Source organism: Variovorax sp. JS1663, from assembly GCF_002157355.1.
Taxonomy (GTDB): domain Bacteria; phylum Pseudomonadota; class Gammaproteobacteria; order Burkholderiales; family Burkholderiaceae_C; genus Variovorax.
In genome coordinates this window covers 62671-86929 of the sequence record NZ_LYMK01000003.1, presented here as the reverse complement: position 1 = coordinate 86929, position 24259 = coordinate 62671, and the positions used below count along the sequence as shown (strand labels likewise).

The 24259-nt window shown below is 69.7% G+C and carries 23 protein-coding genes and 3 pseudogenes; 15 read left to right on the top strand and 11 right to left on the bottom strand.

From position 1 onward, the window contains the following. The first annotated feature begins 12 nt into the window (after nucleotides 1-12). The 3 genes from A8M77_RS04110 (at nucleotide 13) to A8M77_RS04100 (ending at nucleotide 2729) form a co-directional block, all read left to right on the top strand. Nucleotides 13-789, top strand: coding sequence for an SDR family oxidoreductase (locus tag A8M77_RS04110; RefSeq protein WP_086920287.1), 777 nt, complete (start codon nucleotides 13-15; stop codon nucleotides 787-789). A gap of 46 nt (nucleotides 790-835) precedes the next feature. After that, nucleotides 836-2062: an ABC transporter substrate-binding protein gene (locus A8M77_RS04105; protein ID WP_443270174.1), complete on the top strand. Its 1227-nt coding sequence runs from the start codon at nucleotides 836-838 to the stop codon at nucleotides 2060-2062. 106 nt (nucleotides 2063-2168) lie between these two features. Next, complete coding sequence (locus A8M77_RS04100) at nucleotides 2169-2729, top strand: hypothetical protein (protein ID WP_086920285.1); 561 nt, start codon at nucleotides 2169-2171, stop codon at nucleotides 2727-2729. A 7-nt stretch (nucleotides 2730-2736) separates the two neighbouring features. On the opposite strand, the gene A8M77_RS04095 is transcribed toward A8M77_RS04100, so the two are convergent. Together A8M77_RS04095 and A8M77_RS04090 are read right to left on the bottom strand one after the other, a co-directional pair. Then, nucleotides 2737-3537 (bottom strand): enoyl-CoA hydratase/isomerase family protein, encoded by an 801-nt coding sequence (locus tag A8M77_RS04095; protein WP_143694542.1) that lies wholly within the window; start codon nucleotides 3535-3537, stop codon nucleotides 2737-2739. Continuing rightward, nucleotides 3534-4757, bottom strand: a complete 1224-nt coding sequence (locus tag A8M77_RS04090) for a CaiB/BaiF CoA transferase family protein (protein ID WP_086920283.1) — start codon at nucleotides 4755-4757, stop codon at nucleotides 3534-3536. Before A8M77_RS04090 ends, A8M77_RS04095 begins: the two co-directional genes overlap by 4 nt. 83 nt (nucleotides 4758-4840) lie before the next feature. Here A8M77_RS04090 and betC point away from each other — a divergent pair, with 83 nt between their 5' ends. The 6 genes and pseudogenes from betC (at nucleotide 4841) to A8M77_RS04060 (ending at nucleotide 11257) form a co-directional block, all read left to right on the top strand. Further along, entirely contained in the window at nucleotides 4841-6382 is a 1542-nt protein-coding gene (gene betC, locus A8M77_RS04085; RefSeq protein WP_086920282.1) for a choline-sulfatase, read from the top strand. Continuing rightward, a complete protein-coding gene (locus A8M77_RS04080; RefSeq protein ID WP_086920281.1) occupies nucleotides 6379-7878 on the top strand; it encodes an aldehyde dehydrogenase family protein in 1500 nt (499 codons plus the stop codon). Before betC ends, A8M77_RS04080 begins: the two co-directional genes overlap by 4 nt. Nucleotides 7879-7909: 31 nt before the next feature. Next, nucleotides 7910-8809: pseudogene (gene mmsB / locus A8M77_RS04075) on the top strand (3-hydroxyisobutyrate dehydrogenase); the annotation flags it as partial. 23 nt (nucleotides 8810-8832) lie between these two features. Further along, on the top strand, nucleotides 8833-9798 hold the full coding sequence (locus tag A8M77_RS04070) for a Bug family tripartite tricarboxylate transporter substrate binding protein (RefSeq protein WP_086920279.1): 966 nt from the start codon (nucleotides 8833-8835) through the stop codon (nucleotides 9796-9798). Between the two features lie 4 nt (nucleotides 9799-9802). Next, on the top strand, nucleotides 9803-10540 hold the full coding sequence (locus A8M77_RS04065; RefSeq protein ID WP_086920278.1) for a hypothetical protein: 738 nt from the start codon (nucleotides 9803-9805) through the stop codon (nucleotides 10538-10540). Nucleotides 10541-10570: 30 nt separating this feature from the next. Beyond that, nucleotides 10571-11257: a GntR family transcriptional regulator gene (locus tag A8M77_RS04060; RefSeq protein WP_086920277.1), complete on the top strand. Its 687-nt coding sequence runs from the start codon at nucleotides 10571-10573 to the stop codon at nucleotides 11255-11257. An 83-nt stretch (nucleotides 11258-11340) separates the two neighbouring features. Here A8M77_RS04060 and A8M77_RS04055 read toward each other — a convergent pair whose 3' ends face one another. After that, the gene (locus tag A8M77_RS04055; protein ID WP_086920276.1) at nucleotides 11341-11994 is read right to left on the bottom strand and encodes a hydrolase; all 654 of its coding nucleotides are present in this window, start codon (nucleotides 11992-11994) and stop codon (nucleotides 11341-11343) included. Nucleotides 11995-12144: 150 nt separating this feature from the next. Between A8M77_RS04055 and A8M77_RS04050 the strand changes: the two genes are divergently transcribed. Continuing rightward, complete coding sequence (locus A8M77_RS04050; protein ID WP_086920275.1) at nucleotides 12145-13041, top strand: LysR family transcriptional regulator; 897 nt, start codon at nucleotides 12145-12147, stop codon at nucleotides 13039-13041. 60 nt (nucleotides 13042-13101) lie between these two features. On the opposite strand, the gene A8M77_RS04045 is transcribed toward A8M77_RS04050, so the two are convergent. From A8M77_RS04045 to A8M77_RS04030, 4 genes are read right to left on the bottom strand one after another with little or no spacing between them, the layout of a single operon-like run. Next, nucleotides 13102-13899 carry a class II aldolase/adducin family protein gene (locus A8M77_RS04045; RefSeq protein WP_202820601.1) on the bottom strand — a complete coding sequence of 266 codons (798 nt, stop codon included), beginning with the start codon at nucleotides 13897-13899 and terminating at the stop codon, nucleotides 13102-13104. Then, nucleotides 13896-14927 (bottom strand): Bug family tripartite tricarboxylate transporter substrate binding protein, encoded by a 1032-nt coding sequence (locus A8M77_RS04040; protein WP_158100881.1) that lies wholly within the window; start codon nucleotides 14925-14927, stop codon nucleotides 13896-13898. The genes A8M77_RS04045 and A8M77_RS04040 overlap by 4 nt, the downstream gene beginning before the upstream one ends. 36 nt (nucleotides 14928-14963) lie before the next feature. Further along, nucleotides 14964-15950 carry a tripartite tricarboxylate transporter substrate-binding protein gene (locus A8M77_RS04035; protein WP_086920273.1) on the bottom strand — a complete coding sequence of 329 codons (987 nt, stop codon included), beginning with the start codon at nucleotides 15948-15950 and terminating at the stop codon, nucleotides 14964-14966. Next, the gene (locus A8M77_RS04030) at nucleotides 15947-17386 is read right to left on the bottom strand and encodes an amidase (RefSeq protein ID WP_086920272.1); all 1440 of its coding nucleotides are present in this window, start codon (nucleotides 17384-17386) and stop codon (nucleotides 15947-15949) included. The genes A8M77_RS04035 and A8M77_RS04030 overlap by 4 nt, the downstream gene beginning before the upstream one ends. 117 nt (nucleotides 17387-17503) lie before the next feature. Between A8M77_RS04030 and A8M77_RS04025 the strand changes: the two genes are divergently transcribed. The 3 genes from A8M77_RS04025 (at nucleotide 17504) to A8M77_RS04015 (ending at nucleotide 20728) form a co-directional block, all read left to right on the top strand. Further along, complete coding sequence (locus A8M77_RS04025) at nucleotides 17504-18385, top strand: LysR family transcriptional regulator (protein WP_086920428.1); 882 nt, start codon at nucleotides 17504-17506, stop codon at nucleotides 18383-18385. Nucleotides 18386-18458: 73 nt separating this feature from the next. Next, nucleotides 18459-19562, top strand: a complete 1104-nt coding sequence (locus A8M77_RS04020; RefSeq protein WP_086920271.1) for an AraC family transcriptional regulator — start codon at nucleotides 18459-18461, stop codon at nucleotides 19560-19562. Nucleotides 19563-19678: 116 nt separating this feature from the next. After that, nucleotides 19679-20728 carry an alpha/beta hydrolase family protein gene (locus tag A8M77_RS04015; RefSeq protein ID WP_086920270.1) on the top strand — a complete coding sequence of 350 codons (1050 nt, stop codon included), beginning with the start codon at nucleotides 19679-19681 and terminating at the stop codon, nucleotides 20726-20728. Between the two features lie 9 nt (nucleotides 20729-20737). Here A8M77_RS04015 and A8M77_RS04010 read toward each other — a convergent pair whose 3' ends face one another. Next, a complete protein-coding gene (locus tag A8M77_RS04010; RefSeq protein WP_086920269.1) occupies nucleotides 20738-21055 on the bottom strand; it encodes an NIPSNAP family protein in 318 nt (105 codons plus the stop codon). Nucleotides 21056-21225: 170 nt separating this feature from the next. On the opposite strand from A8M77_RS04010, the gene A8M77_RS04005 reads away from it, so the two are divergent. Beyond that, nucleotides 21226-21696, top strand: a complete 471-nt coding sequence (locus A8M77_RS04005) for a ferritin-like domain-containing protein (RefSeq protein ID WP_086920268.1) — start codon at nucleotides 21226-21228, stop codon at nucleotides 21694-21696. On the opposite strand, the pseudogene A8M77_RS36730 reads toward A8M77_RS04005, so the two are convergent. The 3 genes and pseudogenes from A8M77_RS36730 to A8M77_RS03995 all read right to left on the bottom strand — a co-directional run. Beyond that, a pseudogene (locus A8M77_RS36730) lies at nucleotides 21622-21858 on the bottom strand (hypothetical protein); the annotation flags it as partial. The gene A8M77_RS04005 and the pseudogene A8M77_RS36730 overlap by 75 nt on opposite strands. 8 nt (nucleotides 21859-21866) lie before the next feature. Continuing rightward, nucleotides 21867-21998 (bottom strand): annotated as a pseudogene (locus A8M77_RS04000) (4-carboxy-4-hydroxy-2-oxoadipate aldolase/oxaloacetate decarboxylase); the annotation flags it as partial. Nucleotides 21999-22131: 133 nt separating this feature from the next. Next, nucleotides 22132-23046, bottom strand: a complete 915-nt coding sequence (locus A8M77_RS03995) for a LysR substrate-binding domain-containing protein (RefSeq protein WP_086920267.1) — start codon at nucleotides 23044-23046, stop codon at nucleotides 22132-22134. A gap of 109 nt (nucleotides 23047-23155) precedes the next feature. Between A8M77_RS03995 and A8M77_RS03990 the strand changes: the two genes are divergently transcribed. Next, the gene (locus A8M77_RS03990; protein ID WP_086920266.1) at nucleotides 23156-24205 is read left to right on the top strand and encodes a Gfo/Idh/MocA family protein; all 1050 of its coding nucleotides are present in this window, start codon (nucleotides 23156-23158) and stop codon (nucleotides 24203-24205) included. The last annotated feature ends 54 nt before the right edge of the window (nucleotides 24206-24259 follow it).

Below are 24259 nucleotides of genomic sequence, written 5' to 3'. Positions count from 1 at the left end.
GAGAGCACGCCCATGGACCTCGGCATCGCAGGCCGCACGGCGCTGGTGCTCGGCGGCACGCGCGGCCTGGGCCATGCCTGCGCGCGGGCGCTGGCCGAGGCCGGCGTGCGCGTGATCCTCAACGGGCGCGACGCGGCCCACGGCGCGGCGGCGGCGCGCGCGCTCTCGCCGCTGGCGGTCTTCGTGCCCGGCGACATCGGCCGCGAGGACGAGCGCACGCGGCTGGTGGAGGCAGTCTCGCGCGTGGACGCGCCATCCATCATCGTCACCAATGCCGGCGGCCCGCCGGCCGCGCCCTTCGAGGAGACGCGCCTCGAGGCCTGGCGCGCCAGCCACGAGACCAGCGTGATCGGCCCGCTGGAGGTGGTGCGCGCCTTCCTGCCCGCGATGCGCGCGGCGCGCTTCGGCCGCATCCTCAACATCACCTCCTTCGTGGTGAAGGAGCTCTATCCGAACATGGCGCTGTCCAACAGCCTGCGCGTGGGCCTGACCGGCGCCATGGGCTCGCTGGCACGCGAGGTGGCGCCGCACGGCATCACCGTCAACGGCCTGCTGCCGGGGCTGATGGACACCGGCGCGCTGCAGCGCGTGATCGCCGACCGCCAGCGCCGCATGAACCTGGACGAAGCCGCGGTGCGCGAAGACATGGCCCGCAGCATCCCGATGCAGCGCCTGGGCACGGCCGAGGACTTCGGCGGCCTCTGCGCCTTCCTGGCCTCCGTGCACGCGGGCTACATCACGGGCCAGAACATCTGCGTGGACGGCGGGCTGACCCGCAACGTGATCTGAAGCCGGACGGCCCCTGGGCTGCCACCACAACGAAGGAGACATCGACGTGAACAGACTCGCATGGCTGGGTGGCGCGGCCGCCCTCGGCATCGCCTCGCTGGCCCAGGCGCAGCCCCAGGGTGACGGTGGCATCTCCGACGGCGCGGTGCGCATCGGCGTCATCACCGACATGGGAGGCGTGCTCTCGGAGCTCTCGGGCCGCGGCTCGGCGATGGCGGTGAAGATGGCGGTGGAGGACTTCGGCGGCCAGGTGCTGGGCAAGCCCATCGAGGTACTGGAGGTAGATCACCAGAACAAGGCCGACATCGCCGCCAACAAGGCGCGCGAGTGGTTCGACGTGCAGAAGGTGGACATGATCACCGACCTCACCAACTCCGCGGTGGCGCTGGCCGCGGTGGACATGGCGAAGCAGAAGAACCGCGTCGCCATCGTCAACGGCGCGGGGGCGCTGCGCCTGACCAACGAGAGCTGCACGCCCAACAGCATCCACTACGCCTGGGACACCTATGCGATGGCCAACGGCACGGCCCGCGCGATCGTGAAGAACGGCGGCGACAGCTGGTACTTCCTGACCGCCGACTACGCCTTCGGCCACCAGATCGAACGCGACGTGACCGAGGTGGTCACCAGCTCCGGCGGCAAGGTGGTGGGCACCTCGCGCCATCCGTTCAACGCGAGCGACTTCTCCTCCTTCATGGTGGCGGCCAAGGGATCGGGCGCGAAGATCATCGGCCTGGCCAACGGCGGCAGCGACACCATCAACGCGATCAAATCGGCGCAGGAGTTCGGCATCGACCCGGCGAAGCAGAACCTGGCGGGGCTGGCGGTCTTCATCACCGACATCCACGGCGTGGGGCTCAAGGCCGCGCAGGGCGTGATACTGACCGAGGCCTTCTACTGGGACGCCAACGACGAGACCCGCCAGTGGTCGCGCCGCTTCTTCGAGCGTATGAAGAAGATGCCCACCGCGATCCACGCGGCCAACTACTCGTCGACGATGCACTACCTGCGCGCGGTGCGCGATGCCGGCACCGACGCGACCGGCCCGGTGATGGCGAAGATGAAGGCCACGCCGGTGAACGACTTCTTCGCGAAGAACGGCCGCATCCGCGAGGACGGGCGGATGGTGCACGACATGGTCCTGATGCAGGTCAAGAAGCCGGGCGAGTCGAAGTACCCGTGGGACTACTACAAGCGGCTGGCGACCATCCCGGCAGCGGAGGCCTTCCAGCCGCTGGAGAAGTCGAGCTGCCCGCTGGTGAAGAAGGGATAGGCGACCAGCGCCGGCCGGAAATCTCGCCAATGTTCCCGGCCCACCATGGGATACCGGGTCGCGCTGGTAGATATGCAGTCCCTTGTCTGCATGCGACCTTTCGACCATGGCTTTCCGCACGCTGTGCCATCTTGTCTTCCTGCTGATCGTGCTGTCGCTCACCTGGCTGGACGCCGCCGCGGATCCCCGCCCGAGTTACCGCCCTTTCGAGGTCAAGTCCGGCAATCGGCAGTTCACGGCGCGCGTGTTCGTGGCCGACAAGCAGGGCGGGGAGCGCGCGTGGCAGTGGCGCTATCGCCTCCAGGTCGTGTCCACCCAGGACGATGCGGTTCAATGGGAGCACGACTACGTCTACGACGGCCACCCGGGCGGCGATCTCTCCGACGATGGCCGCTATTTCGCCGACACGAGCATCGGGTACCGCGACGTCGGTCAACTGGTGAGCATCTACCGCGCGCAAGGACAGCATCATTTCTCGGCCGCCGATCTCCATGTCAGGCCGACCGGCCTGGAAGGCACGAGGTCTCGTTTGCCGTGGCTGCATGACGTTCACTTCGTGAACGACGAGTCCGGCGCCGCGCGCTTCGTGGTCGAGACGCTCGAGGGTTCGCGCTGCATCCGGCTGCGGCCCGAGATCCTGGTCGAGGATGCATGCACGGGCGAATGACCGACGGTCACGACCTTTCCGCCAGCGCGGCCAGCCGTCTTCCGGTTTCTTCCGACGCGAGAGACGCTTCGTAGGCGGCCCGGCCCGACACCTCGTCCCATTCGCCCGCGCAGATCGCATCGATGTGCTGCTTCATCGAGCGGACCGCCTGGGCATCGCAGCGCGCGATCTGGTCCCGGTAGAGCGCGATGCGCGCGGGCAGCTCCTCCGCTTCCACCAATTCCGTGAGGAACCCGTTTCGAAGCAGCTCCTCGCTCTCCAGTGTCATGCCCGTGAGAAAGATCTTCTTGGCCGTCGAGCAGCCCAGCCGCGTGACGAAGCGTCGCAGGCCGCCGGGGTAGTAGTGCAGGCCGAAGCGCGCGGCGGGCATGAACAGCCGGCAGCCGCGCACGCCGATGCGGAAGTCGCAGGCCAGCGCCAGGTCGGTGCCGCCGCCATAGGCGCTGCCGTTCAGCGCGCACAGCGTCGGCACCGCCAGCGACTCCAGCGCATCGAGCATGTCCTCGAAGGACCGGTCCAGGCGCGCGCCGATCTGGCCGAGGGTGTAGCCGGAGCAGAAGGTCTTCTCGCCCTCGCCGGTGAGCACGAGCAGACGCACCGCGGGATCGCTTCGGACTTGATCGAGGTGGCTCAGGAAGACCGCCGGGTCGTCCGGGTCGATGCGGTTGTGCTGCGCGGGACGGCGCAGCGTGAGGGTCGCCACCGCGTCCGCGATCTCCAGCGTGGGCGCCGCGCCCGCGTTCATTGGCGTACCTTCGCCTTCGGCTGCGCTGCGGGCCCCGTTCCGAGCGGCGGGGCGGGGGCTCACGCTTGCACTCCGGCGTCGTGCTGCACGATGACGCCCCGGCGCGCCAGCGCTTCGAGGTCGCGCGGCGCGTAGCCGTGTTCCCGCAGCACCTCGAAGGTGTGCTCCCCCAGCACGGGCGGCGCGCGGCGGATCGACCCGCCCAGGCGGCCGTCGAAGCTGACCGGGCTGCCCACCTGGCGGATCGGGCCGAGCTGCGCGTGCTGCACCTCCTCCACCAGCCGCGCGTGGCGCACCTGCTCGTCGGCGAAGACGTCGGCCAGGTTGTTGATGGGCCCGGCCGGGATGTCCGCCGCGAGCAGCCGCGCCGTCCATTCGCTGCGGCCGCGCGCCTTCAGCTTCGCCTCGATGAGGGCCTTGAGCTCGATGCGGCGCTCCATCCGCGCGGCGTTGGTGGCGTAGCGGGGATCGTCGGCCAGGTGCTGCAGCTCGAGCACCTCGCACAGCCGCCTCCACATCTCCGCCGTCGCCGGCGCAATGTTCAAAGGGCCGTCGGCCGTTTCGAAGACGCCATAGGGCGCGATCACCGGGTGCGTGTTGCCGGCGAGCGCCGGCACCTCGCCGAGGCTCAGGTAGCGCTGCGCCTGCACGCTCATGAGCCCGACCAGGCCGGCCAGCAGCGAAGTCTCCACGCGCCGTCCGCGGCCGGTCGCATGCCGCTCGCCCAGCGCGGCGAGCACACCGATCGCGCACCACATGCCGGCGGTCTGGTCGCCGATCGCCACCCCGACGCGCACCGGGCCGGACTCCGCGCTGCCGGTGACGCTCATCAGGCCCGAATAGCCCTGGGCGATCTGGTCGAAGCCCGGGCGGCCGGCGGCCGGCCCGGTGCGGCCGAAGCCGGTCACGCTGGCGTAGACCAGGCGCGGATTGGCGGCTGCCAGCGTCTCGTAGGCCAGGCCCATGGCTTCCATGGCGCCGCTTCGGAAGTTCTCCACCACGACGTCGCAGCGCCCCGCCAGATCGCGCAGCAGGTCCAGCGCGGCGGGATCGCGGAAGTTGACGGCGATGCCGCGCTTGTTGCGGTTGCCGCTCAGGTAGTAGGCGCTGGTGCCGCGGTCGAAGGGCCCCCACTCGCGGATCATGTCGCCGCCGGCGGGCTCGACCTTGATCACGTCGGCACCGAGGTCGCCGAGGATCATGGTGCAGAAGGGCCCCGCCAGCGCGCGGGTGAGATCCAGGACGCGCACGCCGGCCAGGGGCAGGGAATTGGGATCGGTCACGTTTTCTCCACTTGTCACATCGCGGAACCCACTCTATATTGCATACAACGGAAATGCAACCGTTGTGCAATCAAGGAGCCCCCATGCGCAAGCCCAACATCCTTTTCATCATGGCGGACCAGCTCTCCGCCCTCGCCCTGCCGTTCCACGGCAACCCCGTCGTGAAGGCGCCGCACCTGCAGGCGCTGGCGGAGCGATCCGCCGTCTTCGACAACGCCTACTGCAACTTCCCGCTGTGCGCGCCGGCGCGCTTCTCGCTGCTGGCGGGCCAGTACGCGACGCGCATCGGCGCCTTCGACAACGCGTGCGAGTTCCAGGCCGCCACGCCGACGCTGCCCTACTACCTGGCCCGGCAGGGCTACAAGACCATCCTCGGCGGCAAGATGCACTTCGTGGGCCCGGACCAGAAGCACGGCTTCGCGGAGCGGCTGACCACCGACATCTACCCGGCGGATTTCGGCTGGGTGGCCGACTGGAACGAAGGCGAGTTCAGCTTCTATTCGCCGGGCCACAACCTGAGTACCGTCGACGAAAGCGGCCCCTGCTTCCGCAGCCTGCAGCTCGACTACGACGAGGAGGTGGAGGCCAAGGCCGTGCAGCGCCTGTACGACCTCGCGCGGGAAGACGAGCAGCCCTTCTTCATGTGCATCTCCTACACGCACCCCCACCCGCCGTACAGCATCCCGCCGGAGTACCTGGACCGGTACAAGCCGGAAGAGATCAACCTGCCCATCGTCGGCGACATGCCGATGCACGAGCGCGACAAGCTGAGCCAGTGGGTGCAGTACTCCCACGGCCTCGACAAGCAGGGCGCGACCGAGGAGCAGATCCGGCGCGCGCGCCACACCTACTACGCGATGGTCAGCTACATCGACGACAAGGTCGGGCGCCTGCTGGACACGCTGCAGCGCGCGGGCTTCGCGGACAACACGATCGTGGTGTTCACCACCGACCACGGCGACATGCTGGGCGAGCGCGGCATGTGGTTCAAGCGCGTGTTCTTCGACTGGTCGGCCAAGGTGCCGCTGATCGTGTTCGATCCCCGCGCGCACAAGCCGCGCCGGATCGCGGAGCCGGTCTCGCACGTGGACCTGCTGCCGACGCTCGTGCAGTACGCCACCGGCGAGACCGCGCCGGCCTGGGTCGAGCCGATCGACGGCCGCAGCCTGGTGCCGCTGGTCGCCACCGGCGACCCCACGGGCGAGGCGGAAGCCTTCTCCGAGTACACGGCCGAAGGCGTGACCGGCCCGTGCTGCATGCTGCGCCGCGGCAAGTACAAGTACGTCTACACGCACGGCCATCCGGATCTGCTGTTCGACATGGAGGCCGATCCGAACGAGCTCGTCGACATCGCGCAGCAGCAGCCGCAGGTGCTCGCCGAGCTCAAGGCACGCGTGCTCTCCCGCTGGGACCCGGGGGCGATCACGCAGCAGGTGCTCGCCAGCCAGGCGCGGCGCAAGTTCATCAACTCGCTGCCCGAGGCGAGCCAGCCGGTGTGGGACTACCAGGCCAGCACCGACGACACGCGCCGCTTCGTGCGCCGCGGCAGCGCCCGGGTGATCAAGGTCAAGAAGCGCTGGCCGCCGCTGGCCGGCACGGCGAACGGGAAGGAGAACGGGGCATGACCCAGCAGCAGCTCATCGCGGACACCGATCCGCACCGCCTCGCCCGCACCATCAGCGGCTTCAACCTGATCGGCGGCGAACTGACCCCGGCGCGCTCGGGTCGCACCTTCCCCGTCGTCAACCCGGCCAACGGCCGCGAGATCGGCCAGGCCGCCCACAGCGACGCGGGCGACGTGGAACAGGCTGTCGCCGCAGCGGCCCGTGCCCAGCCGGCGTGGGCCGCCATGGCTGCCCGAAAACGCGGCACCCTGGTGGCCGAATGCGCCCGCCTGCTCGCGGGCCACGTGGAGGAACTGGGGCGCCTGGTCGCGCTAGAAACCGGCAAGGCCCTGCGCACCGAGAGCCGGGTGGAGGCCTCGGTGGTCGCCGACGCGCTGCAGTTCTACGGCGGCCTCGGCTCGGAGCTCAAGGGCGAGACCGTGCCCTTCGACCCCGGCATGCTGACCTTCACCCAGCGCGAGCCGATCGGCGTGGTGGGCGTCATCATTCCGTGGAACGCGCCCATGATGCTGATGGCGCTGAAGATCGCGCCGGCGCTGGTGGCCGGCAACACGGTCGTCGTCAAGTCGGCGGAGGAAGCCCCGCTCGCGGTCCTGCGCGTGTGCCAGATCCTCAACCAGAAGCTGCCGCCGGGTGTGCTGAACATCGTCTCCGGCGACGGCCCCGTGTGCGGTGCGCCGCTGGTCGCGCATCCGCAGGTGGGCAAGGTGACCTTCACCGGCTCCGTCGAGACGGGCCGCATCGTCGCGCGCACCGCCGGCGAGAAGCTGATCCCGGTCACGCTCGAGCTGGGCGGCAAGAGCCCGATGATCGTGATGGACGACGCGGACCTTCCCCGGGCCGTCACCGGCGCGGTCAGCGGCATGCGCTTCACCCGCCAGGGGCAGAGCTGCACCGCGGCCAGCCGCATCCTCGTGCACGAGAAGGTCCACGACGCGTTCGTTGCCCAGCTCAAGGCGCGCGTCGATGCGATGAAGATGGGCGACCCGCTGGACGAGGCAACGGACATCGGCACCATCATCTCGCGCGCGCAGCTCGACAAGGTGCTCGGCTACATCGAGAGCGGCCGCGCGGAAGCCGGCGCGACGGCGCACGAATGCGCGCAGCTGCCCAGCGGCGATGCGCTTCGGGAGGGCCTGTTCGTGCGGCCGGTCATCTTCACCGGGCTGGGCAACGGCTCCCGCCTCGCACGCGAGGAGATCTTCGGGCCGGTGACCTGCGTGATCCGCTTCTCCAGCTACGAGGAGGCCATCGCGATGGCGAACGACAGCGACTACGGGCTGGCGGCGACGATCTGGACGCGTGACCTGAAGACGGCCCTGGACGCCACCCGGCGGCTGCACGCCGGCTTCGTGCAGGTGAACCAGAACATCGTGGTCCAGCCCGGCCTGTCCTACGGCGGCGTCAAGCAATCGGGCCTGGGACGCGAGGCTTCGCTGGAAGCCATGCTGGACCACTTCACCCACAAGAAGACCGTGCTCCTCAACATGAGCTGAGCCCGGTCCCGGTTCCCAATCCAAAAAGGAGACAAGCATGGCTGTGATCGGATTCATCGGACTGGGCAACATGGGCTTGCCCATGGCGTGCCGCTTGAAGGAGGCAGGGCACGCGGTGCGCTGCTTCGACCTGGACGCGGGCGCCATGGAACGGGCGCACGAGGCGGGGCTGCAGCGATCCGCCTCGACCTCGGAGGCGGTCGCCGGCGCGGAGGTGGTGATCACGATGCTGCCCAGCGGCCGCCACGTGCTGGAGGTGATCAACGACCCGGCGCTGCGCTTCGAAGCCGACGCGCTCGTCATCGACTGCTCGACGATCGATGTCGAGTCCTGCGCGGCCTTCCACGCGGCCCTGGGCGGCAAGGGCCTGCTGACGCTCGACGCCCCGGTCTCCGGCGGCGTCGGCGGCGCGGCCGCGGGCACGCTGACCTTCATGGTGGGCGGATCCGACGACGCCTTCGGGCGTGCCCTCGCGCTGCTGCGCGCGATGGGCCGGAACATCGTTCATGCCGGTGCGGCCGGTGCCGGACAGGCCGCGAAGATCTGCAACAACATGCTGGCGGGCATTTCCATGCTCGCGGTGTCGGAGGCGCTGTACCTGGCCAAGCGCCTGGGCCTCGATCCGCAGAAGTTCTTCGAGATCGCCTCGACCTCGTCGGGCCAATGCTGGGCGCTCACCAGCTATGCCCCCGAACCCGGGCTGGTCCCTTCGGCGCCGGCCAACCGCGGCTACGAGGGCGGCTTCGCCTCCGAGCTGATGCTGAAGGACCTGCGGCTGGCCGAGCAGGCCGCGGTCGCGAGCCGCTCGCCCGCGCTGCTGGGCGCGGCGGCGGCCTCGGTCTACGCCATGCACTGCGCCGCCGGGCGGGGACGCCTGGATTTCTCTTCCGTCATCCAGATGCTCGGCACCGCGCAGCCCGCGGGCCGCTGAACAACCGCACGCAGGAGACATGCATGACCACCAGCCGCCGCACCTTCAACAGCGGAATCGCCGCGCTGCTGTTCACCGGCACCTCCGCCTTCGCGCAACGGGAGACGGGCAAGCTGATCGTCGGCTATCCGGCCGGCCAGTCCGTGGACGCGGTCGCCCGCGTCCTCGCCGAGCGCCTGGGGCCGGCGATCGGCCGCTCCCTGATCGTGGAGAACATGCCCGGCCTGGCCGGCAGCGTCGCGCTCGCGGCCGTCTCGCGCATGCCCGCGGACGGCAGCGTCATGACGCTGTCCGCCTCCGCCGCCATCGCCGGCAATCCCTTTCTGTACAGGAACGTGCACTACGACAGCCTGAAGGACTTCGAGCCGATCGGGCTGATCTACGACGCGCCGCTGGTGCTGATGGTGAACAGCGCGCTGCCGGTGCAGTCGATGCAGGAGCTGGTCGCCTACGCGAAGGCGAACCCGGGCAAGGTGAACTACTCGTCGCCGGGCAACGGGTCGGTGTCGCACCTCGCCATGTCGGAACTCATGCGGCGGGCCGGCATCGAGATGACGCACGTGCCCTACCAGGGCGCGGCCAAGTCGCTCACCGACCTGGCCGCCGGCCAGGTCCAGGTGTCCTTCGACGCCTACGGCGCGGCCCAGCCCTTTCTCTCGGGCGGCAGGGTGCGCGCGGTCGCCGTCAGCTCGCACGAGCGCATCTCCGTGCTGCCGGCGGTGCCCACCGTCGCGGAGAGCGGCCTGGCCGACTTCGACCTGGTGCCGTGGGTCGGCCTGCTGGCACCCGCCGGCCTGCCGAAGGCCACCGTCGACAAGGTCAGCGAGGAGCTCGCGAGGATCGTGCGCTCGCCGGACTTCTCCCAGCGGATCGTGGCGCTGGGCGGACGTGTCCGCTCCAGCACCGCGGCCGAATTCAAGCGCTTCGTGCGGCTCGAGGTCGAGCGCTGGGCCGCGATCGTCAAGAGCTCCGGGGCCCGGCTGGAGTGACGCGATGATCACACTCGGATCCGCCGCGCTCGCGGACGAAACCCGGCACCACCGGGTCCTGGACAACGGCTTCGGCTTTCATCGCAGCGAGTGGATGCAAAGCGGCCGAGGCCCCGGCCTGTCTCCCACCGTGTTCCTCGTGGAGCAGCCACCGGGTTCCGTGCTGGCGCCACACTTTCACATGCAGAACCAGTTCCAGGTCTTCCAGGCCGGCTCCGGCCTGCTGGGCCGGCACGCGGTGGGCCCGGGCTCCGTGCACTACGCGGGCGCCTTCACGGGCTACGGGCCGCTGGCGGCGGGACCGGAGGGCCTGAGCTACTTCACGATCCGCGCGGTCTTCGAGACGGGCGCGAACTTCCTGCCGGCGGCACGGGAGCGGATGCGGCAAGGACCGCGGCGGCACGCGCAAGGCCCGACGCACGAACCCCTGGCGCCGGAGGCGCTGCGCGGCCTGGCATCGGCACGCCGGGTCCCCCTGATCGCGCCGCAGGGCAATCTCGAAGCCTATGCATTGCAGCTGCCGCCCCTCGCGCCGGTCGAGCCGGGGGAGCCCGGCGGCTCCGGCCAGTTCCAGCTGGTGCTGGCCGGTGCGCTCGAGACCCCGCAGGGCCGGCTGCAGACGTGGGAAAGCCGCTACCTGTCGCCGGGCGAGGAGGCCACCGGCTGCACGGCTGGCGCGGACGGACTGCACCTGCTGGTGCTGCAGATGCCCGCGAACGCGCACGAATACGCCGAGGAATGAAGCCTCAGGCGTCTCTTGTATAAAGATTGCATGACATCCGTGAAGTCCACCGCGCTCAGAACGCGAGGCCCCCAGCCCCTGTCGGCCGAGCAGGTCTGCGAGCGCATCCGCGCGGCCATCCTCAGCGGCGAGCTGAAGCCGGGATCGAAGCTCACCGAACAGGATCTCGCGGCCGAACTCGAAGTGAGCCGCACGCCGATCCGCGAAGCGATCCGCCAGCTGGAGGTGGAACGGCTGGTCACCCGCACGCCCTTTGTCGGCGTCACGGTGACCCGGCTCTCGCCGGAAGAGGTGATCGAGCTGCTGGACATCCGCGAAGTGCTCGAAGGGCTGGTGGCCCGGCTGGCCACGCAGCACATGGACAGCCTGCACCTGCAGCGCCTGAAGAAGCTGCTGCAGCAGCTGGCCGCCAGCGCCCGCAAGGCCGACGTCGGCGCCTACCTCGACCAGGCGCTGGCCTTCCGGCGCGTGCTGGTGGAATGCTGCGGCAGCGCCACCCTGTCGGAGCACGTCATGGCGATCGAGAACCGCCTGCGCCTGACGGCCAGCCGCACCGCGCTGCTGCCGGGACGCATGGAAGCGGCCATCGATGAGCACGAGAAGCTGCTGGACGCGATCACGCGAGGCGATGCCGAGGCGGCCGAGCGGCTCAACCGGGAACGCATCCGGCATATCCGCGATGCGGTGGCGAAGACGATCTCGTTTTCCGTCCTCTAGCCTGCGGCGCGGCGGCAGCGGTCAGGCGACAAGCTGTCAGCCTTCGCGCGACGCTGCGCAAGCACCTTTCATCCCCGCTCAGATCATCCTGCGTTGCCAGGCACAGGCGTGTTGAGCAGCTGCTGCTCCCACAGGAAGGCGATGCCGCTGCCGCCGGCATGCTGGGTGATCACTTCCGTCAGTGCAGCGGCTTGCTCGGTCCGAGCCCAATCGCGCTGCCATTCGGCCGCGAGCGCCATCCAGGTCATCATGTTCGCGCCGGCCGCGATCATGCGTTGGATGGCGACCTCATGGGCCTCGACCGAAACACCGCCCGACGCATCGGTGATCACGGTGACGTCCCAGCCTTCGCCGAGGGCCTGGATTGCCGGCATCGCGACGCACACCTCGGTCCACAGGCCCGCGATGACCAGCTGCTTGCGGCCCGTCGCCTTCACCGCGTCCACCACCTTCCGATCCTCCCAGGTGTTGATGAACGTCCGGTCGATCACTTCCTGGCCGGGGAATACGTCCGTAATCTGGGGAAAGAGGAGCCCGCCTCGGGCCGCGATCACCGTGGTCAGTATGGTAGGGACGCCGAAGGCCTTGGCGGCCTTCGCCAGCCCCGCCGTGTTGTTGATCACCATCTGCGGTTCGTGGCTGTTCACGTTCGCGAGCTGATAAGGCTGGTGGTCGATCAGAACAAGCACCGAATCTTCTGGACGAAGAAGCGAAGCAAGGCCGTTGCGGAAAGTCATTGATGCATCCTTTGTTGCCGCTTTGAGCGGGGTTGATCTACGGAAACGTTCGCCGGCGGGAACGTTGCCTGGACGCATTGTGTTGTTCCCAGATTCGGTGCGGTAGTACCATTTCACGGCGAGCTGTGTCGCGAAAAGAGGAACGCTCAGTTGGACATCGAGGAGCTACAGACATTCGTAGAGGTTGCGGATGCAGGCGGGATCTCGTCTGCTGCGCTTCGGCTCGGCGTGGCCAAGTCGATCGTCAGTCGTCGCCTGTCGCGGCTTGAAGCGGAATTCGGCGTCCAGCTGCTTTCGCGATCCACTCGCGGGGCGGCGCTCACAGAAGCCGGGGCCACATTGCGAGACTATGCAGCCAGGGTCTGCGCCGAGATCGACGCGGCCAGGGAAGCGATCCTGCCCGCCGGCGACCTTCGCGGCCGTTTGCGCGTCGCCGCGCCGCTTTCTTTCGGCCCGATCCACTTCGCTCCGATCTTCGCGGAAATGGCACGACGCCACCCTCGGCTCCACATCCAGGCCTGCTACAGCGATCGCTTCGTCGACCTCATTGCGGAGGGCTACGACTGTGCGATACGGGTCGGCCATCTTCAGGACTCCGGCTTGATCGCAAGACGCATCGGTCGCATCCACGGGAAGCTGGTCGCAAGCCCGGACTATGTCAAGGCGCATGGGTCGCCGGAAACCCCAGAGGAACTCGCCGCCCATCAATCCCTCATGCAAGGAACCGAGGCCTGGCAACTGATGGACGGCGACAGGATCATCACGGTTCGTCCGCAGGGGCGCTTCAAGAGCGACAACGGCACAGCGCTGGTCGCGGCCGCCACGGCAGGACTCGGCATCGCCTACCTGCCCGATTGGCTCACCCATGAGCATTTGGCCTCCGGGGCACTGGTGCCGGTCATGACACGTCATCCACCGCCCCCGGCAGGTGCCTATGTCATCCGCCCGCCAGGTCAGCATCCCGCACGGAAGATTCGGGTGCTCACCGAGCTCCTGATCGAGTGTTGCGACCGGTCTCCACACCTTGCGGGAGCTGCACCGGTCTGAGTGCGCATCGACGTTGATGCGCGGTTACGCCAACACCACCTTCGTGCTGACAGCCTCCACTCAAGTCCGATAGCTGCTGCCCCGCTCTCGCTCCAGCTTGCGCAGCAGCCCCGGCCACTCCAGCTTGCCGACCTCGATGACGCCGCCCGGCCCCAGCAGCCTGCGGCCCTGGGCGCGGGTGTGCAGGATGGTGGCCTCGGACAGCTCGTGAAGAGGCACGCCGCCGGCCTGCCCGTCGATCTGGTACTGGCAGGCCGTCTCCAGGCGCAGCATCCAGCAGAAGGCCTCGCCCACGCTGCGGCCGACCGTGAGGGCGCCGTGGTTGCGCAGGACCAGCACGCGGCCTTCGGGGCCGAGGTCGCGCACCAGGCGCTCGCGCTCGTCCTCGTCGAGCGCCGCCCCTTCGTAATCGTGGTAGCCGAGGAAGTCCAGCATCACGCAGGCCTTCTGGCTCAGCGGGCGCAGTCCCTGCGCCTGCATCGCGATCGCGTTGTTGGCGCGGGTGTGGCTGTGCATGACGCACACCAGGTCCGTCTGGGCCATGTGGATGGCGCTGTGGATGATGAAGCCGGCCGGGTTGAGCAGCGACGGATCCCCTTCCACGACGCGCCCATCCAGGTCCACCTTGAGCAGGGCCGAGGCCGTCATCTCGTCGAACAGGGTGCCCAGCGGATTGACGAGGAAGTGGTGCTCCGGGCCGGGCAGCATCACGGAGATGTGGGTGGAGGCCACGTCCGACATGCCGTAGAGGTCCGTCAGCTGGAAGCAGGCCGCGAGTTCGCAGCGCAGTTGCCATTCGTCGGTGGTCATGCCCTCGGGCACCATGTGCGCGGAAAGTTGCGCGGAGTCTCTGTTCATTTCCTTGTTTCCTTCAGGGGGTGGGGGTCGCCGTCCAGCGATCGCGACATCGCGATCCAGCGCGCGAGATCCGCCTGGACGAAGCCCAGCGTCTCGTCAGGCGGTGCGGGTTGAACGATCAGGCCGAGCTCCGCGAAGCCGGCCCGCACCTCCGGAGCCGCCAGGGCGTCCGACAGGGCGCGCGCGAGCGCAGCGACGACGTCCGGCGGCAGCTTGGCCGGCCCCATCAGCGCGAACCAATTGGAAATGGCCAGCCCGGGCATTCCCGCCTCGGCGACGGTGGGCACCTCGGGCAGCGATGCAAGCCGCGCGGGTGACGTGACCGCCAACGCCTTGATCTTGCCGGACTGCACCTGCTGGAGCACCAGGGGCACGGTCATCGCGGTGACGCCGATCTCGCCGCGGACCAGGTCCGTCATGACCTCCGGCTGTCCCCGATAGGGCACATGCGTGAGGTCGATCTTCTGCTGGCTCTTGAGCAGCTCCATCGTGAAGAAGGGCGTGGTGCCGGCGCCGGCAGAGCCGTAGTTCAACTGGCCTGGCCGTGCCCGGGCGACGTCGACGAGCTCGGGCAGGGTGCGGGCCGGCAGGCCCTGGCTCGCGATGATGGCCTGCGGGATGGTGCCGATCATGCCGATGGCGCTGAAGGCGGTCTGCGGTTGCCAGGAGGCTGTCGCCGAGCCGGGCGGTGCCATGGTCGTCGGACCGCTGGCCACGACCAGCGTGTACCCGTCGGGAGCCGCCCGCGCCACCGCCGAATAGCCGATGCTGCCGGCCGCACCCACCCGGTTCTCGACGATGAAGCTCTGCTTGAAGCGCTCGGAGAAGTTCTGCGCGAGGCGACGCGCGATGACGTCGACGATGCCCCCCGCCGGGAAGGCGGACACGATCGTGACCGGGCGTTCCGGATAGCCCGCGGCAGTGGCCGTGCCGCCCGGCACCAGGCTTGACGCAAGCAGCAGGCAGACCGCGCCCGCGCTCAGGCTGCGGCGCACGGAGGCTGCGGTGTTCGAGGTCGAATCGCGCATGGAACTCTCCTTCGGTGTCATGGCACGAGGGCGCCGTCAATCCTCACTGCGGAACCCCGAGGCCTGCACCAGGGGACGCCAGAACTCGCGCTCCGAGTTCAGCGCGCGGGCCACGGCGGCGCCGGGAAGGCCGGTGGCTTCCATGCCGGCGCGCGTCATCGCGGCCCGGACCTGCGGCTGCTGCATCGCGGCAACGAAGGCGTGCTCCAGGCGCTGCACCACGTCGGGCGGGGTGCCGGCGGGCACGAAGGCGCTGTAGGAGGCACCTGCATGCTCGAAGGCATCGATGCCGGCCTCGCGCGCAGTGGGAACGTCCGGCAGAGAGGGATTGCGGCGCGTGCCGGAGACCGCCAGGATGCGCACCTTGCCGCCGCGATGGAGTTCGAGCTGGCTGGCCAGGGCATCCATGGCCAGCGGGACATGCCCGCCGACCAGGTCCGTCACGAGCGGCGCGCCGCCCTTGTAGGCCACCGGCTTGAGCGGGACGTTGATGGACTTGCCCATGCCGAGGACTGCGAAGTGCAGCAGGCCACCGAGCGAGGTGAGCCCCACGTTGCCCTGTGCCGGATTGGCGCGCACCCAACCCACGTACTCCTGCAAGGTCCGGTAGGGGCGATCCGCGCCGGCGGATATCACCACGGGGACCTCCGCGAGATGGGCCACGGGGATGAAGTCGCGGTCGACGTCGTAGGCCAGCTGCCGGTAGGTCATCGGGAAGATGATCAACGGCGCGTTGGAGGACAGGAGCACCGTCCTGCCATTGGGCGCCGACCGCTTCACGTGTTCGATGGAGATGCGCGTGGCAGCGCCGGGACGGTTGTCCACGATGACCTGCTCCTCGCCGGCGAGGCGCAGCTGCTCGGCGAGCGCCCGCGCCAGTATGTCGAGCGCCCCGCCCGGAGGAAATCCGACGATGAGCCGCAGCGGATTGGCGCCGCCAGCCAGTGCCTGCGCCTGCGCCGGACCGGCCGCAACGACGGCCGCGATCCAAGCGGCGGAAAGGAACATCCTGATCGCATTCATGCATGCACCTCCATGTCCGGCCGGCGGGAAACGATGTTCCGCGCGGCTTCGAAGACCGCCGCGGCGGCAAGAAGATCCGACTCGCCGCGCAGGCGCCCCACCAGTTGCAGGCCGATCGGCAGCCCGTCCTCGCCGAAGCCGCAAGGCAGGGTGATGGCGGGATGACCGGTCAGGTTGAAGGGCATGGTCCAGGGGAACCAGTTCGGGCGCAGCTCGTCGAAGCGCCGCCCGTCGATCTCGACCGGGCCGAACAGGTCCTGGTCGATCGCGACGGCCGTGCGCGACAGCGTCGGGACCGCGATGAAGTCGTTGTCGCGCAGCAGGTCCTGCACATGCCGGAAGAGCCGCGTGCGAGCGAAGTTCGCCTGCTGGTAGTCGACGGCCGTGTAGTCCTTCGCGAGCGCGATCTGCTGGAGGAAGGACGGAGTCAGTTGCTCCGGCCGCTCCTCGGCCATCCTTCCGAAGCGGGCCTTCCAGACCGTGTGATTGACGGTGCGCCAGAGGGGCTCGACGTCGAAGGCCGAGGTGGTCTTCATCTCGGTGGTCTCCGCGCCCAGTTCGGACAAGAGCCGCAGCGAGGACGCGAAACAGGACGCCACGTCCGACGCGATCGGCCGGCCGGACGGCATGCCCGCGAACAGGATGCGCTTGCCGCGCAGGTCAGCAACGGCGCGCATCGCCTCGAGATGGTCCTGCGCGCGGACACCCGCAGACCAGGGATCACAGGGATGCTCCCCCGCCATGGCCTGCAGCATGAGCGCGGTGTCCGCGACCGTGCGCGAGATGGGCGTGACGTAGGTGAGATTGCCGATGACGTCCTCCGCCTGCGAATGCGGGACCACGCCGATCGACTGCTTCAGCCCGACGACGCCGTTGCAGGCAGCCGGGATCCGCGTGGAGCCGCCACCGTCCGTCGCGACACCGATCGGCGCCAGCCCCGCCGCCACGGCCACTGCGGCACCGCCGCTCGATCCACCACTCGTGCGATCGGGATGCCACGCATTGCGCGTGCGTCCGAACAGGGGCGCGTCGGTCAGGCACTTGGCGCCGAACTCCGAGGTGGTGGTCTTGCCGATGAGGATGGCTCCCTGCTGTCGCAGCCGGGTGATCGCCGCCGCGTCCTCGCTCGGCACGTTGTCCGCGAACAGCAGCGAGCCGAAGGTGGTCTTCACGCCCTTCGTGTTCACGAGATCCTTGCAGGCATAGGGAATGCCGTGGAGCAGCCCGAGAGGCTCGCCTCGCATGACGGCCTGCTCGGCGGCCTTCGCGTCGCGCAGGGCTTCGTCCGCACACAGCGTGATGAAGCAGTTGAGTCCCGGCTGCAGGCGCGCGGCGCGATCCAGCACGGCCCGCGTCAGCTCGACGGGAGAGACCTCGCGGCGCGCGATCGCCTCGCGCAGACGCACCGCAGTCCACAAGCACAGTTCCTCGGCCATCCAGGCTACCTTTCTCGGGCGCCGGCGGCTTCAGCCGGCATGCGACGAAGGTTGCCAGCCGGTGATGGCACGGTCCAATACTCGTTCACAATTCACTCATACTGGAATCGTATGGGCATGGACCTCAAGAGCCTGCGTTACTTCGTGGCCGTGGCGGAAGCCCGCAGCGTGGGCAAGGCGGCCCAGCGGCTGCACATGGCGCAGCCGCCGCTGTCCGTGCAGATCCGCAACCTGGAGGCCCAGGTCGGCACGCCGCTGTTCCTGCGCGAATCGACGGGGATGCGGCTGACCGACGCGGGCAGCGCCCTGTTCGTGCGGGCCCGCGAAGCGCTGGCCCTGGCGCACGACGGCTACGAGGCCGCGCGCGCGATCGGCACTGGCCGGCGCGGCCGGCTCGCGGTGGGCTACATGTTCTCGCTGGGCTATGCCGTGCTGCCCAGGCTCGTCCCGCTCCTGCGCCGTTCGCTGCCGGACGTCGAGCTGCAGTTCGTCGAAATGAGTGCCGTCACTTACGAGGCGCACATCGTCGACCACAAGGTCTCCGTCGGCCTGTGCATGCCGCCGATCCAGCGCCCGGAAGTGGCCAGCACCATCGTCGGCACGCAGCCGCTGCGGCTGGCCATGCCTGCACGCGCCCCGCTCGCGCGGCTGGCCTCGGTCCCCATCGAGCGGCTCCAGGGCCAGAAGCTGATCGCCCTGCCGACCTTCCAGGAGAACGCGGACATGTCGCTGGTGGCCGCGCTGCTGCGCCGGCACCAGGTGACGATGCAGGTGGTCGAGCGCGTGGAGACCGTGCACGCGGCGCTGGCGCTGGTGCTCGCCGGCGAGGGCTATGCCGTGGTCCCCGAGTGCGCCGCGGTCGGCCGCCCGCCGGGCGTCGCCTTCCGCAAGCTCAAGGGCGTGAACGAAGGCTTCGAGGTGGCGGTCTGCCGGCGCCGCGACCTGGACAGCCCTTTCGTCGAGCCGTTCATCGCCGCCGCGAGGCGGGCGCTGGCGTGAAGATGTCACGAGGCTCGTGATACCGTCCCTCGCGGCCGGAGCGAACGATCGCCCACGTGCCCGGTCTGCCCGCATGAATCCCGCCAACTTCCTCCTCGATGCCGCGCTGCGCGGCATGCTGCTGGCCCTGCTCGCGCTGCTGGCCTTCGTGCTGGCGCGCGACCGCCCGCGCCTTCCGGCCGCGCGCACGGCGGTGGCGATGATGCTGGGGCTGGCCCTGCAGGTCATCAGTTCCACGCCGCTGTTCGAGCACACCGTGCCGCGCCTGTGGCAGGCACCGCTGGTCGCCGTCTCGGTGGGCAACGCGGTGCTGTTCTGGATCTTCGTGCAGGCGCTGTTCGACGACGACTTCGCGTTCAGGCCCCTGCATGCCGCGGCCTGGCTCGCGGTCGCGGCGCTGGCGGGCGTCAATTGCGCCTGGGTGGCCGGCAGCGCCTCGGTGCTGGCGCCGGTCACGATGGGCCTGCAGCGCGGCGTGCCGCTGCTGTTCGCGGTGCTGGCCACGATCGCGGCGGCAGCGCACTGGCGCGCGGACCTGGTCGAGGGGCGGCGGCGCCTGCGCGCCTTCATCGTGGTGACGGGCGTGGCGTACACGCTGGCGATGCTGCTGGCGCGGCTGGCCTCGCCGCGCGGCCGGCTCTCCGACACGATGGCGACGATCGACGTGGCGATGCTGCTGATCATCGTGGCGGCGACTGCGCTCTGGATGCTGCGCCTGGCAGGCACCGAGCTGTTTCCCTCGGCGCGCGCGGCCCGGGTCGCCGACACGGCGCCGGCGAAGGCCGAAACGGAAGACCACGCCCCGGACGCCGCGCCCGACCCCGCCGAGCAGGCGCTGGCCGAGGCCCTGCATCGGCTCATGACGGTCGAGCGCGCCTACCGCACCGAAGACCTGACGGTCGCCGGACTGGCCGCGCGGGTCGGCGCGCCCGAGTACCGGCTGCGGCGCCTGATCAACCAGCGCCTGGGCCACCGCAACTTCAACGCCTTCGTCAACGGCTTCCGGCTGGAAGAGGCGCGTACCGCGCTGGCCGATCCGGCGCGGCGCGGCCTGCCGGTGCTGAGCATCGCGCTGGAGGCGGGCTTCCAGTCCATCGGACCCTTCAACCGGGCCTTCAAGGCCGCCACCGGCCTCACGCCGACCGAGTACCGGCGAGAAAAGCTGGCCGATTCCTGAATTCGGCGAGCCGAAACATGCGTTTCGTCGCATTCGGCAAGACGCGGCCGGCGCGCCGCGGCATCGTCCGCATCACCGTGGGCAGGGGGCCTTCGGATCAAGAAGAGGAGTGAACGATGCGTTTCCTGCATGTGCTGGCAGCCACGACGATGCTGCTTTCCGGCCTGGCCCAGGCCGCCATGGGCCTCGGCGAGATCGCCGCGACGGCCGAGGACGGCCCGGTCACGCTGTACTACCCGTCCGGCGACGCCGAGCAGACGGTCCGGCGCGGGCCTTTCACACTCCAGGTGGCGCCGCAGGGCCAGCCCGTGCGCGGCAACGGCCGGCTGGTGGTGATCTCGCACGGCTCGGGCGGCTCGCCCTCGGTGCACGCGGACCTGGCGCGCCGCCTGGTGGAGGCCGGCTTCGTGGTCGCCATGCCCGAGCACCGCGGCGACAACTACAGGGACACGGGCCACCCGGGGCCCGACAGCTGGGTCCGGCGACCGGCCGAGGTCTCGCGCGCCATCGACGCGGTGGGCCGCGACCCGCGCTTCGCGCCGCTGCTGCAGCTTGACGAGGTGGGCGTCTACGGCATGTCGGCCGGTGGCCACACGGCCCTGAGCCTGGCGGGCGGGCGCTGGTCACCGGGCGGCTTCAAGCGGCATTGCGAGGCCCACCTGGCGCAAGACTTCCAATCCTGCGTCGGCCTGTTCACCCGGCTGACCGGCGGCTGGCTGGACGGCCTCAAGCTCTGGGCCGCGCGGACGGTGATCGGCCTGCGCTTCGACGACGACACGCCACGCGTGCATGCCGACCCGCGCGTGGCGGCGGTGGTGGCGGGCGTGCCCTTCGCGGCCGACTTCGACATGGCCTCGCTGGCCACGCCGCGCGTGCCGCTGGGCCTGGTCACCGCGGGACAGGACCGCTGGCTGATCCCGCGCTTCCACAGCGACCGGGTGGTGGCGGCGTGCACGCCCTGCGAGCGCATCGCCGACCTGCCCGGCGCCGGTCACGGCTCGCTGCTGTCGCCGCCGCCGCCCGGGCTCACGGGGCTCGTCGGCGACATGCTGAACGACCCGCCGGGCTTCGACCGCAGCCAGATGGCGCAGGTGGATCGGCGAATCACCGCCTTCTTCGAGAAGCACCTGCTGCGCGAAGGTGCGGCGCGCGAAGCCGCGCCCTGAGTCCGCGCATCACCCGTCCAGCGCCACCTCGCGCGCGTGGTTGCTGCGCACCCAGCTGATCTGGCCCGCCTGCGCGTTGTGCGCCTGCCAGGCGCGGAATTCCGGGTCGGCGGACAAGGGATCGACGGCCTTGGCGAAGTCGGCCGCACTGTCGAACTGCACGCTGAGCACGTAGTTGCCCAGCTCGCCGGCGGTGATGGCCCAGAGCTGCGGGCGGCCCGCGCCGTGCTTGCGCCAGAGCGCGGCCCCCTGCTGCATCGTCGTCACGACGGCGGCCAGATCGGCGCCCGGGTTCAGCTTGAAGACGTAGCGGGCTTCGTATGCCATGGCAGCCTCCTGTGCACTGGGGGGAAAGCCGGTCATTGAAGCACCGCGGGCGTGCCGGCGCAACATTCCCTGACAAGGGCGCGGCGCCGGACGGCTTGCGCAAGCCCGCGGATCGTGCAAGGCTTGCACCGCGCCGCACGGCCGGCGCCCATCACCCCAGGAGGTGCGCCATGTCCCAGTCCCCACTCGACAAGGACCAGGTCGTCGATGTCCTGAATCGCCTGCTGGAGGCGGAACTGGCCGGCGTGGTGCGCTACACCCACTACTCCTTCCTGGTGTTCGGCTTCTCGCGCATCCCCATCGTGTCCTGGCTGCGGGCACAGGCCGATGAATCGCTGCTCCATGCCCAGCAGGTCGGGGAATGGATCACGACCCTCGGCGCCTATCCGTCGTTGGGCATCGGCCCGCTGCTCGATTCGCACCAGCACGACATGGCGGCCATCCTGCAGGAGTCGCTGGCGACCGAGGGCCGCGCGCTCGGGCTGTACCGGCAACTGCTCGCGCTGGTCGAGGGCCGCTCGGTGGCGCTGGAGGAATTCGCCCGGCAGATGATCCATGCCGAAGAGCTGCACGCCGCGGACGTCGACAAGATGCTGCGCAAGCCGGGCGAGGTGCGCGCCTTTGCGGAGCGCACCGGCTGACTCACTGACCGTGCGCTTCACCGTCGCAACGCCTCGGGCCCGGCCCTGCGACGACTGAAGCGCATCGACCAGCGCACGGTTGTCGGCGCCATGGCAGGTGGCCTGCACGATCACGTTGCGCTCGCAGCCCAGGTGGTCGCGCAGGGCCGACAGCTGGTCCTTCGGGTCGTTTCGATGTAGCGCAGGCCGGCCTTGGCCAGCGACTCGCGCATCGCGTACATGTCCAGGCCCAGCTCGCCGGCCGTGAAGCGCTCGCGCTTGCCGGCCTCGTTGGCCTCGCGTTTCTCGACCGCATCAGCGATGGGTCGGCGATGCCCGCGATCTGCTGGTTGCGCCAGTTTTCCGACGCCTTGGGCGCGGTCGTGTAGTGGCCGCGGCAGTCGATGATCATGGCGCCAGTGTGATCCCCGCCAGGCCATCGGCTGAGCCGCCACGCTACCCGGCGGCGGCCGTGTTCAGCGCATGCGGCCCGCTCACCAGCTGCTCCTTCAGGAATTCCACGCACACCCGCACCTTCGCCGAGCCGGCCGAGCGCGTGCTGGTCATGGCCCAGATGTCCGCCGACTCGTGGTGGGAGGGCAGCACCCGCACCGCGCGGCCGTCGAGCAGGGGCTGCGCGACGTCCCAGACCGAGAGCAGGCAGATGCCCTTGCCGTCCAGGCTCCAGCCCTTCACCACGTCGCTGTGGTTGGAGCTGAAGCGGCTGGTCACCTTGACCGACTCGATGCCCTTGGGCCCGATCAACCGCCAGATGCCGAAGGGCTGGTCGCGCTCGCGGTACAGCAGGCACTCGTGCTCGGCCAGCTCGGCCACCGAGCGCGGATGGCCGCGCTGCGCCAGGTACTCGGGCGAGGCACACAGGATGCGGCGGCTCTCCACCATGCGCTGCGCGATCAGGTGCGGCTGGGTCGGATCGCCCACGCGGATGTCGAGGTCGAAGTTCTCGGTGATCAGGTCCACCCGCCGGTCGAGCAGCTCGAGCCAGACCTCGAGGCGGGGATGGCGCCTGCCGAGCAGGGACAGGATCGGCGCCACGTGCTCGCGGCCCAGGCGCTGGCTGGTCGCGATGCGCAGCTGCCCCGAGGGCTCCTTCTTGGCGCTGCTGAAGGCCTCCGACATCGCGTCCGCATCGTTGAGGATGCGCTGGGCCCACTGGTAGGCCCGCTCGCCGTCCTCGGTGATCACCACCCGCCGCGTGGTCCGGTGGAACAGGCGCACGCCCAGCTGCGATTCGAGGATCGCGATGCGCTTGCTGATGTGCGCCGGCGTCGTGCCGATCTCCAGCGAGGCGGCCGCGAAGCCGGAGCGGCGTGCCACCTCGCAGAACACTTCCAGGTCCTTCAGGTCCATCGCGGCTTTATCAACGAATCGTTGATTCCGAGTCAACTGGATGAGGATTGTATGTCTGTGCGTTGTTACTAGACTTCGCCCCAGTCGCATCCCTCACCCAGCAGGACCCATGAGCAAACTCCCCATCGCCGTGATCGGCGCCGGCCTGATCGGCCGGACCCACATCGACTGCGCGCTGAACAGCCCCGGGGTCGAACTGGCCGGCATCGCCGACCCGACGCCTGCGGCCGCCGAGATCGCACGCGCGGCCGGCGTGCCCTGCTTTCCCGACTACCGCAGCCTCCTCGCGCAGCTGAAGCCGCGCGGCGTGGTGGTCGCCACGCCGAACGTGACGCACGCGCAGATCACCGTCGACTGCCTCGAGCACGGCTGCGCGGTGCTGGTCGAGAAGCCGATCGCCGACACGCTGGAGGACGCGCGGCGCATCTGCGAGGCCTCGCGCGCCGCCAGCCTGCCGGTGCTGGTGGGCCACCAACGCCGGCACAACACGATCATGCGCAAGGCCAAGGCGATCGTCGGCGCCGGCGCGCTCGGCCGGCCGGTGAGCGCGACCGTTCTGTGCACCTGGCTCAAGCCGCGCGACTACTTCGACGTGGCGTGGCGCCGCCAGCAGGGCGGCGGCCCGATCCTGATCAACCTGATCCACGACATCGACCTGATGCGCCACCTCTACGGCGAGATCGAGGCAGTGCAGGCACTGGCCTCGAACGCGGTTCGCGGCTTCGAGGTGGAGGACACGGCCGCGGTGCTGCTGCGCTTTCGCAACGGCGCGCTCGGCACGGTCACGGTGTCGGACACCGCGGCCGCGCCGTGGAACTGGGACCTGAGCGCCGGCGAGGCGGAGCGCTTCCCGCGGCAGGACATCAACGCGCATTTCTATTCGGGCACGGAAGGCTCGCTGACCCTGCCGCGCCTGGAGCTGTGGCGCTATCGCCAGGACCAGGGCGCGGCCCAGGGCTGGCACGACCCGCTGACGGTGGAACGCACCGTCGTGCACACCGGCGACCCGTACGTCGAGCAGATGCGCCACTTCGCCGCCCTGATCGAGGGACGGGAAGAGCCGGTCTGCTCGGCACTCGATGGCCTGCGCACGCTGGAGGCCACGCTGGCGGTGACGCAGGCGGCAGCGACCGGAAGCCAGGTCGTGCTGACCGGCTAGCGACGACGCGGGCCGCGGGCGCCGGGACAGCCCGCATCGATCGAAAAAGAAATC

What these genes read in the sequence shown, in the direction of transcription:
- A8M77_RS04110 (WP_086920287.1), top strand. Translation starts at nt 13, where the DNA reads ATGGACCTCGGCATCGCAGGCCGCACGGCGCTGGTGCTCGGCGGCACG.
- A8M77_RS04100 (WP_086920285.1), top strand. Translation starts at nt 2,169, where the DNA reads ATGGCTTTCCGCACGCTGTGCCATCTTGTCTTCCTGCTGATCGTGCTG.
- betC (WP_086920282.1), top strand. Translation starts at nt 4,841, where the DNA reads ATGCGCAAGCCCAACATCCTTTTCATCATGGCGGACCAGCTCTCCGCC.
- A8M77_RS04080 (WP_086920281.1), top strand. Translation starts at nt 6,379, where the DNA reads ATGACCCAGCAGCAGCTCATCGCGGACACCGATCCGCACCGCCTCGCC.
- A8M77_RS04070 (WP_086920279.1), top strand. Translation starts at nt 8,833, where the DNA reads ATGACCACCAGCCGCCGCACCTTCAACAGCGGAATCGCCGCGCTGCTG.
- A8M77_RS04065 (WP_086920278.1), top strand. Translation starts at nt 9,803, where the DNA reads ATGATCACACTCGGATCCGCCGCGCTCGCGGACGAAACCCGGCACCAC.
- A8M77_RS04060 (WP_086920277.1), top strand. Translation starts at nt 10,571, where the DNA reads ATGACATCCGTGAAGTCCACCGCGCTCAGAACGCGAGGCCCCCAGCCC.
- A8M77_RS04055 (WP_086920276.1), bottom strand. Translation starts at nt 11,994, where the DNA reads ATGACTTTCCGCAACGGCCTTGCTTCGCTTCTTCGTCCAGAAGATTCG.
- A8M77_RS04045 (WP_202820601.1), bottom strand. Translation starts at nt 13,899, where the DNA reads ATGAACAGAGACTCCGCGCAACTTTCCGCGCACATGGTGCCCGAGGGC.
- A8M77_RS04040 (WP_158100881.1), bottom strand. Translation starts at nt 14,927, where the DNA reads ATGCGCGATTCGACCTCGAACACCGCAGCCTCCGTGCGCCGCAGCCTG.
- A8M77_RS04035 (WP_086920273.1), bottom strand. Translation starts at nt 15,950, where the DNA reads ATGAATGCGATCAGGATGTTCCTTTCCGCCGCTTGGATCGCGGCCGTC.
- A8M77_RS04030 (WP_086920272.1), bottom strand. Translation starts at nt 17,386, where the DNA reads ATGGCCGAGGAACTGTGCTTGTGGACTGCGGTGCGTCTGCGCGAGGCG.
- A8M77_RS04025 (WP_086920428.1), top strand. Translation starts at nt 17,504, where the DNA reads ATGGACCTCAAGAGCCTGCGTTACTTCGTGGCCGTGGCGGAAGCCCGC.
- A8M77_RS04020 (WP_086920271.1), top strand. Translation starts at nt 18,459, where the DNA reads ATGAATCCCGCCAACTTCCTCCTCGATGCCGCGCTGCGCGGCATGCTG.
- A8M77_RS04015 (WP_086920270.1), top strand. Translation starts at nt 19,679, where the DNA reads ATGCGTTTCCTGCATGTGCTGGCAGCCACGACGATGCTGCTTTCCGGC.
- A8M77_RS04010 (WP_086920269.1), bottom strand. Translation starts at nt 21,055, where the DNA reads ATGGCATACGAAGCCCGCTACGTCTTCAAGCTGAACCCGGGCGCCGAT.
- A8M77_RS04005 (WP_086920268.1), top strand. Translation starts at nt 21,226, where the DNA reads ATGTCCCAGTCCCCACTCGACAAGGACCAGGTCGTCGATGTCCTGAAT.
- A8M77_RS03995 (WP_086920267.1), bottom strand. Translation starts at nt 23,046, where the DNA reads ATGGACCTGAAGGACCTGGAAGTGTTCTGCGAGGTGGCACGCCGCTCC.
- A8M77_RS03990 (WP_086920266.1), top strand. Translation starts at nt 23,156, where the DNA reads ATGAGCAAACTCCCCATCGCCGTGATCGGCGCCGGCCTGATCGGCCGG.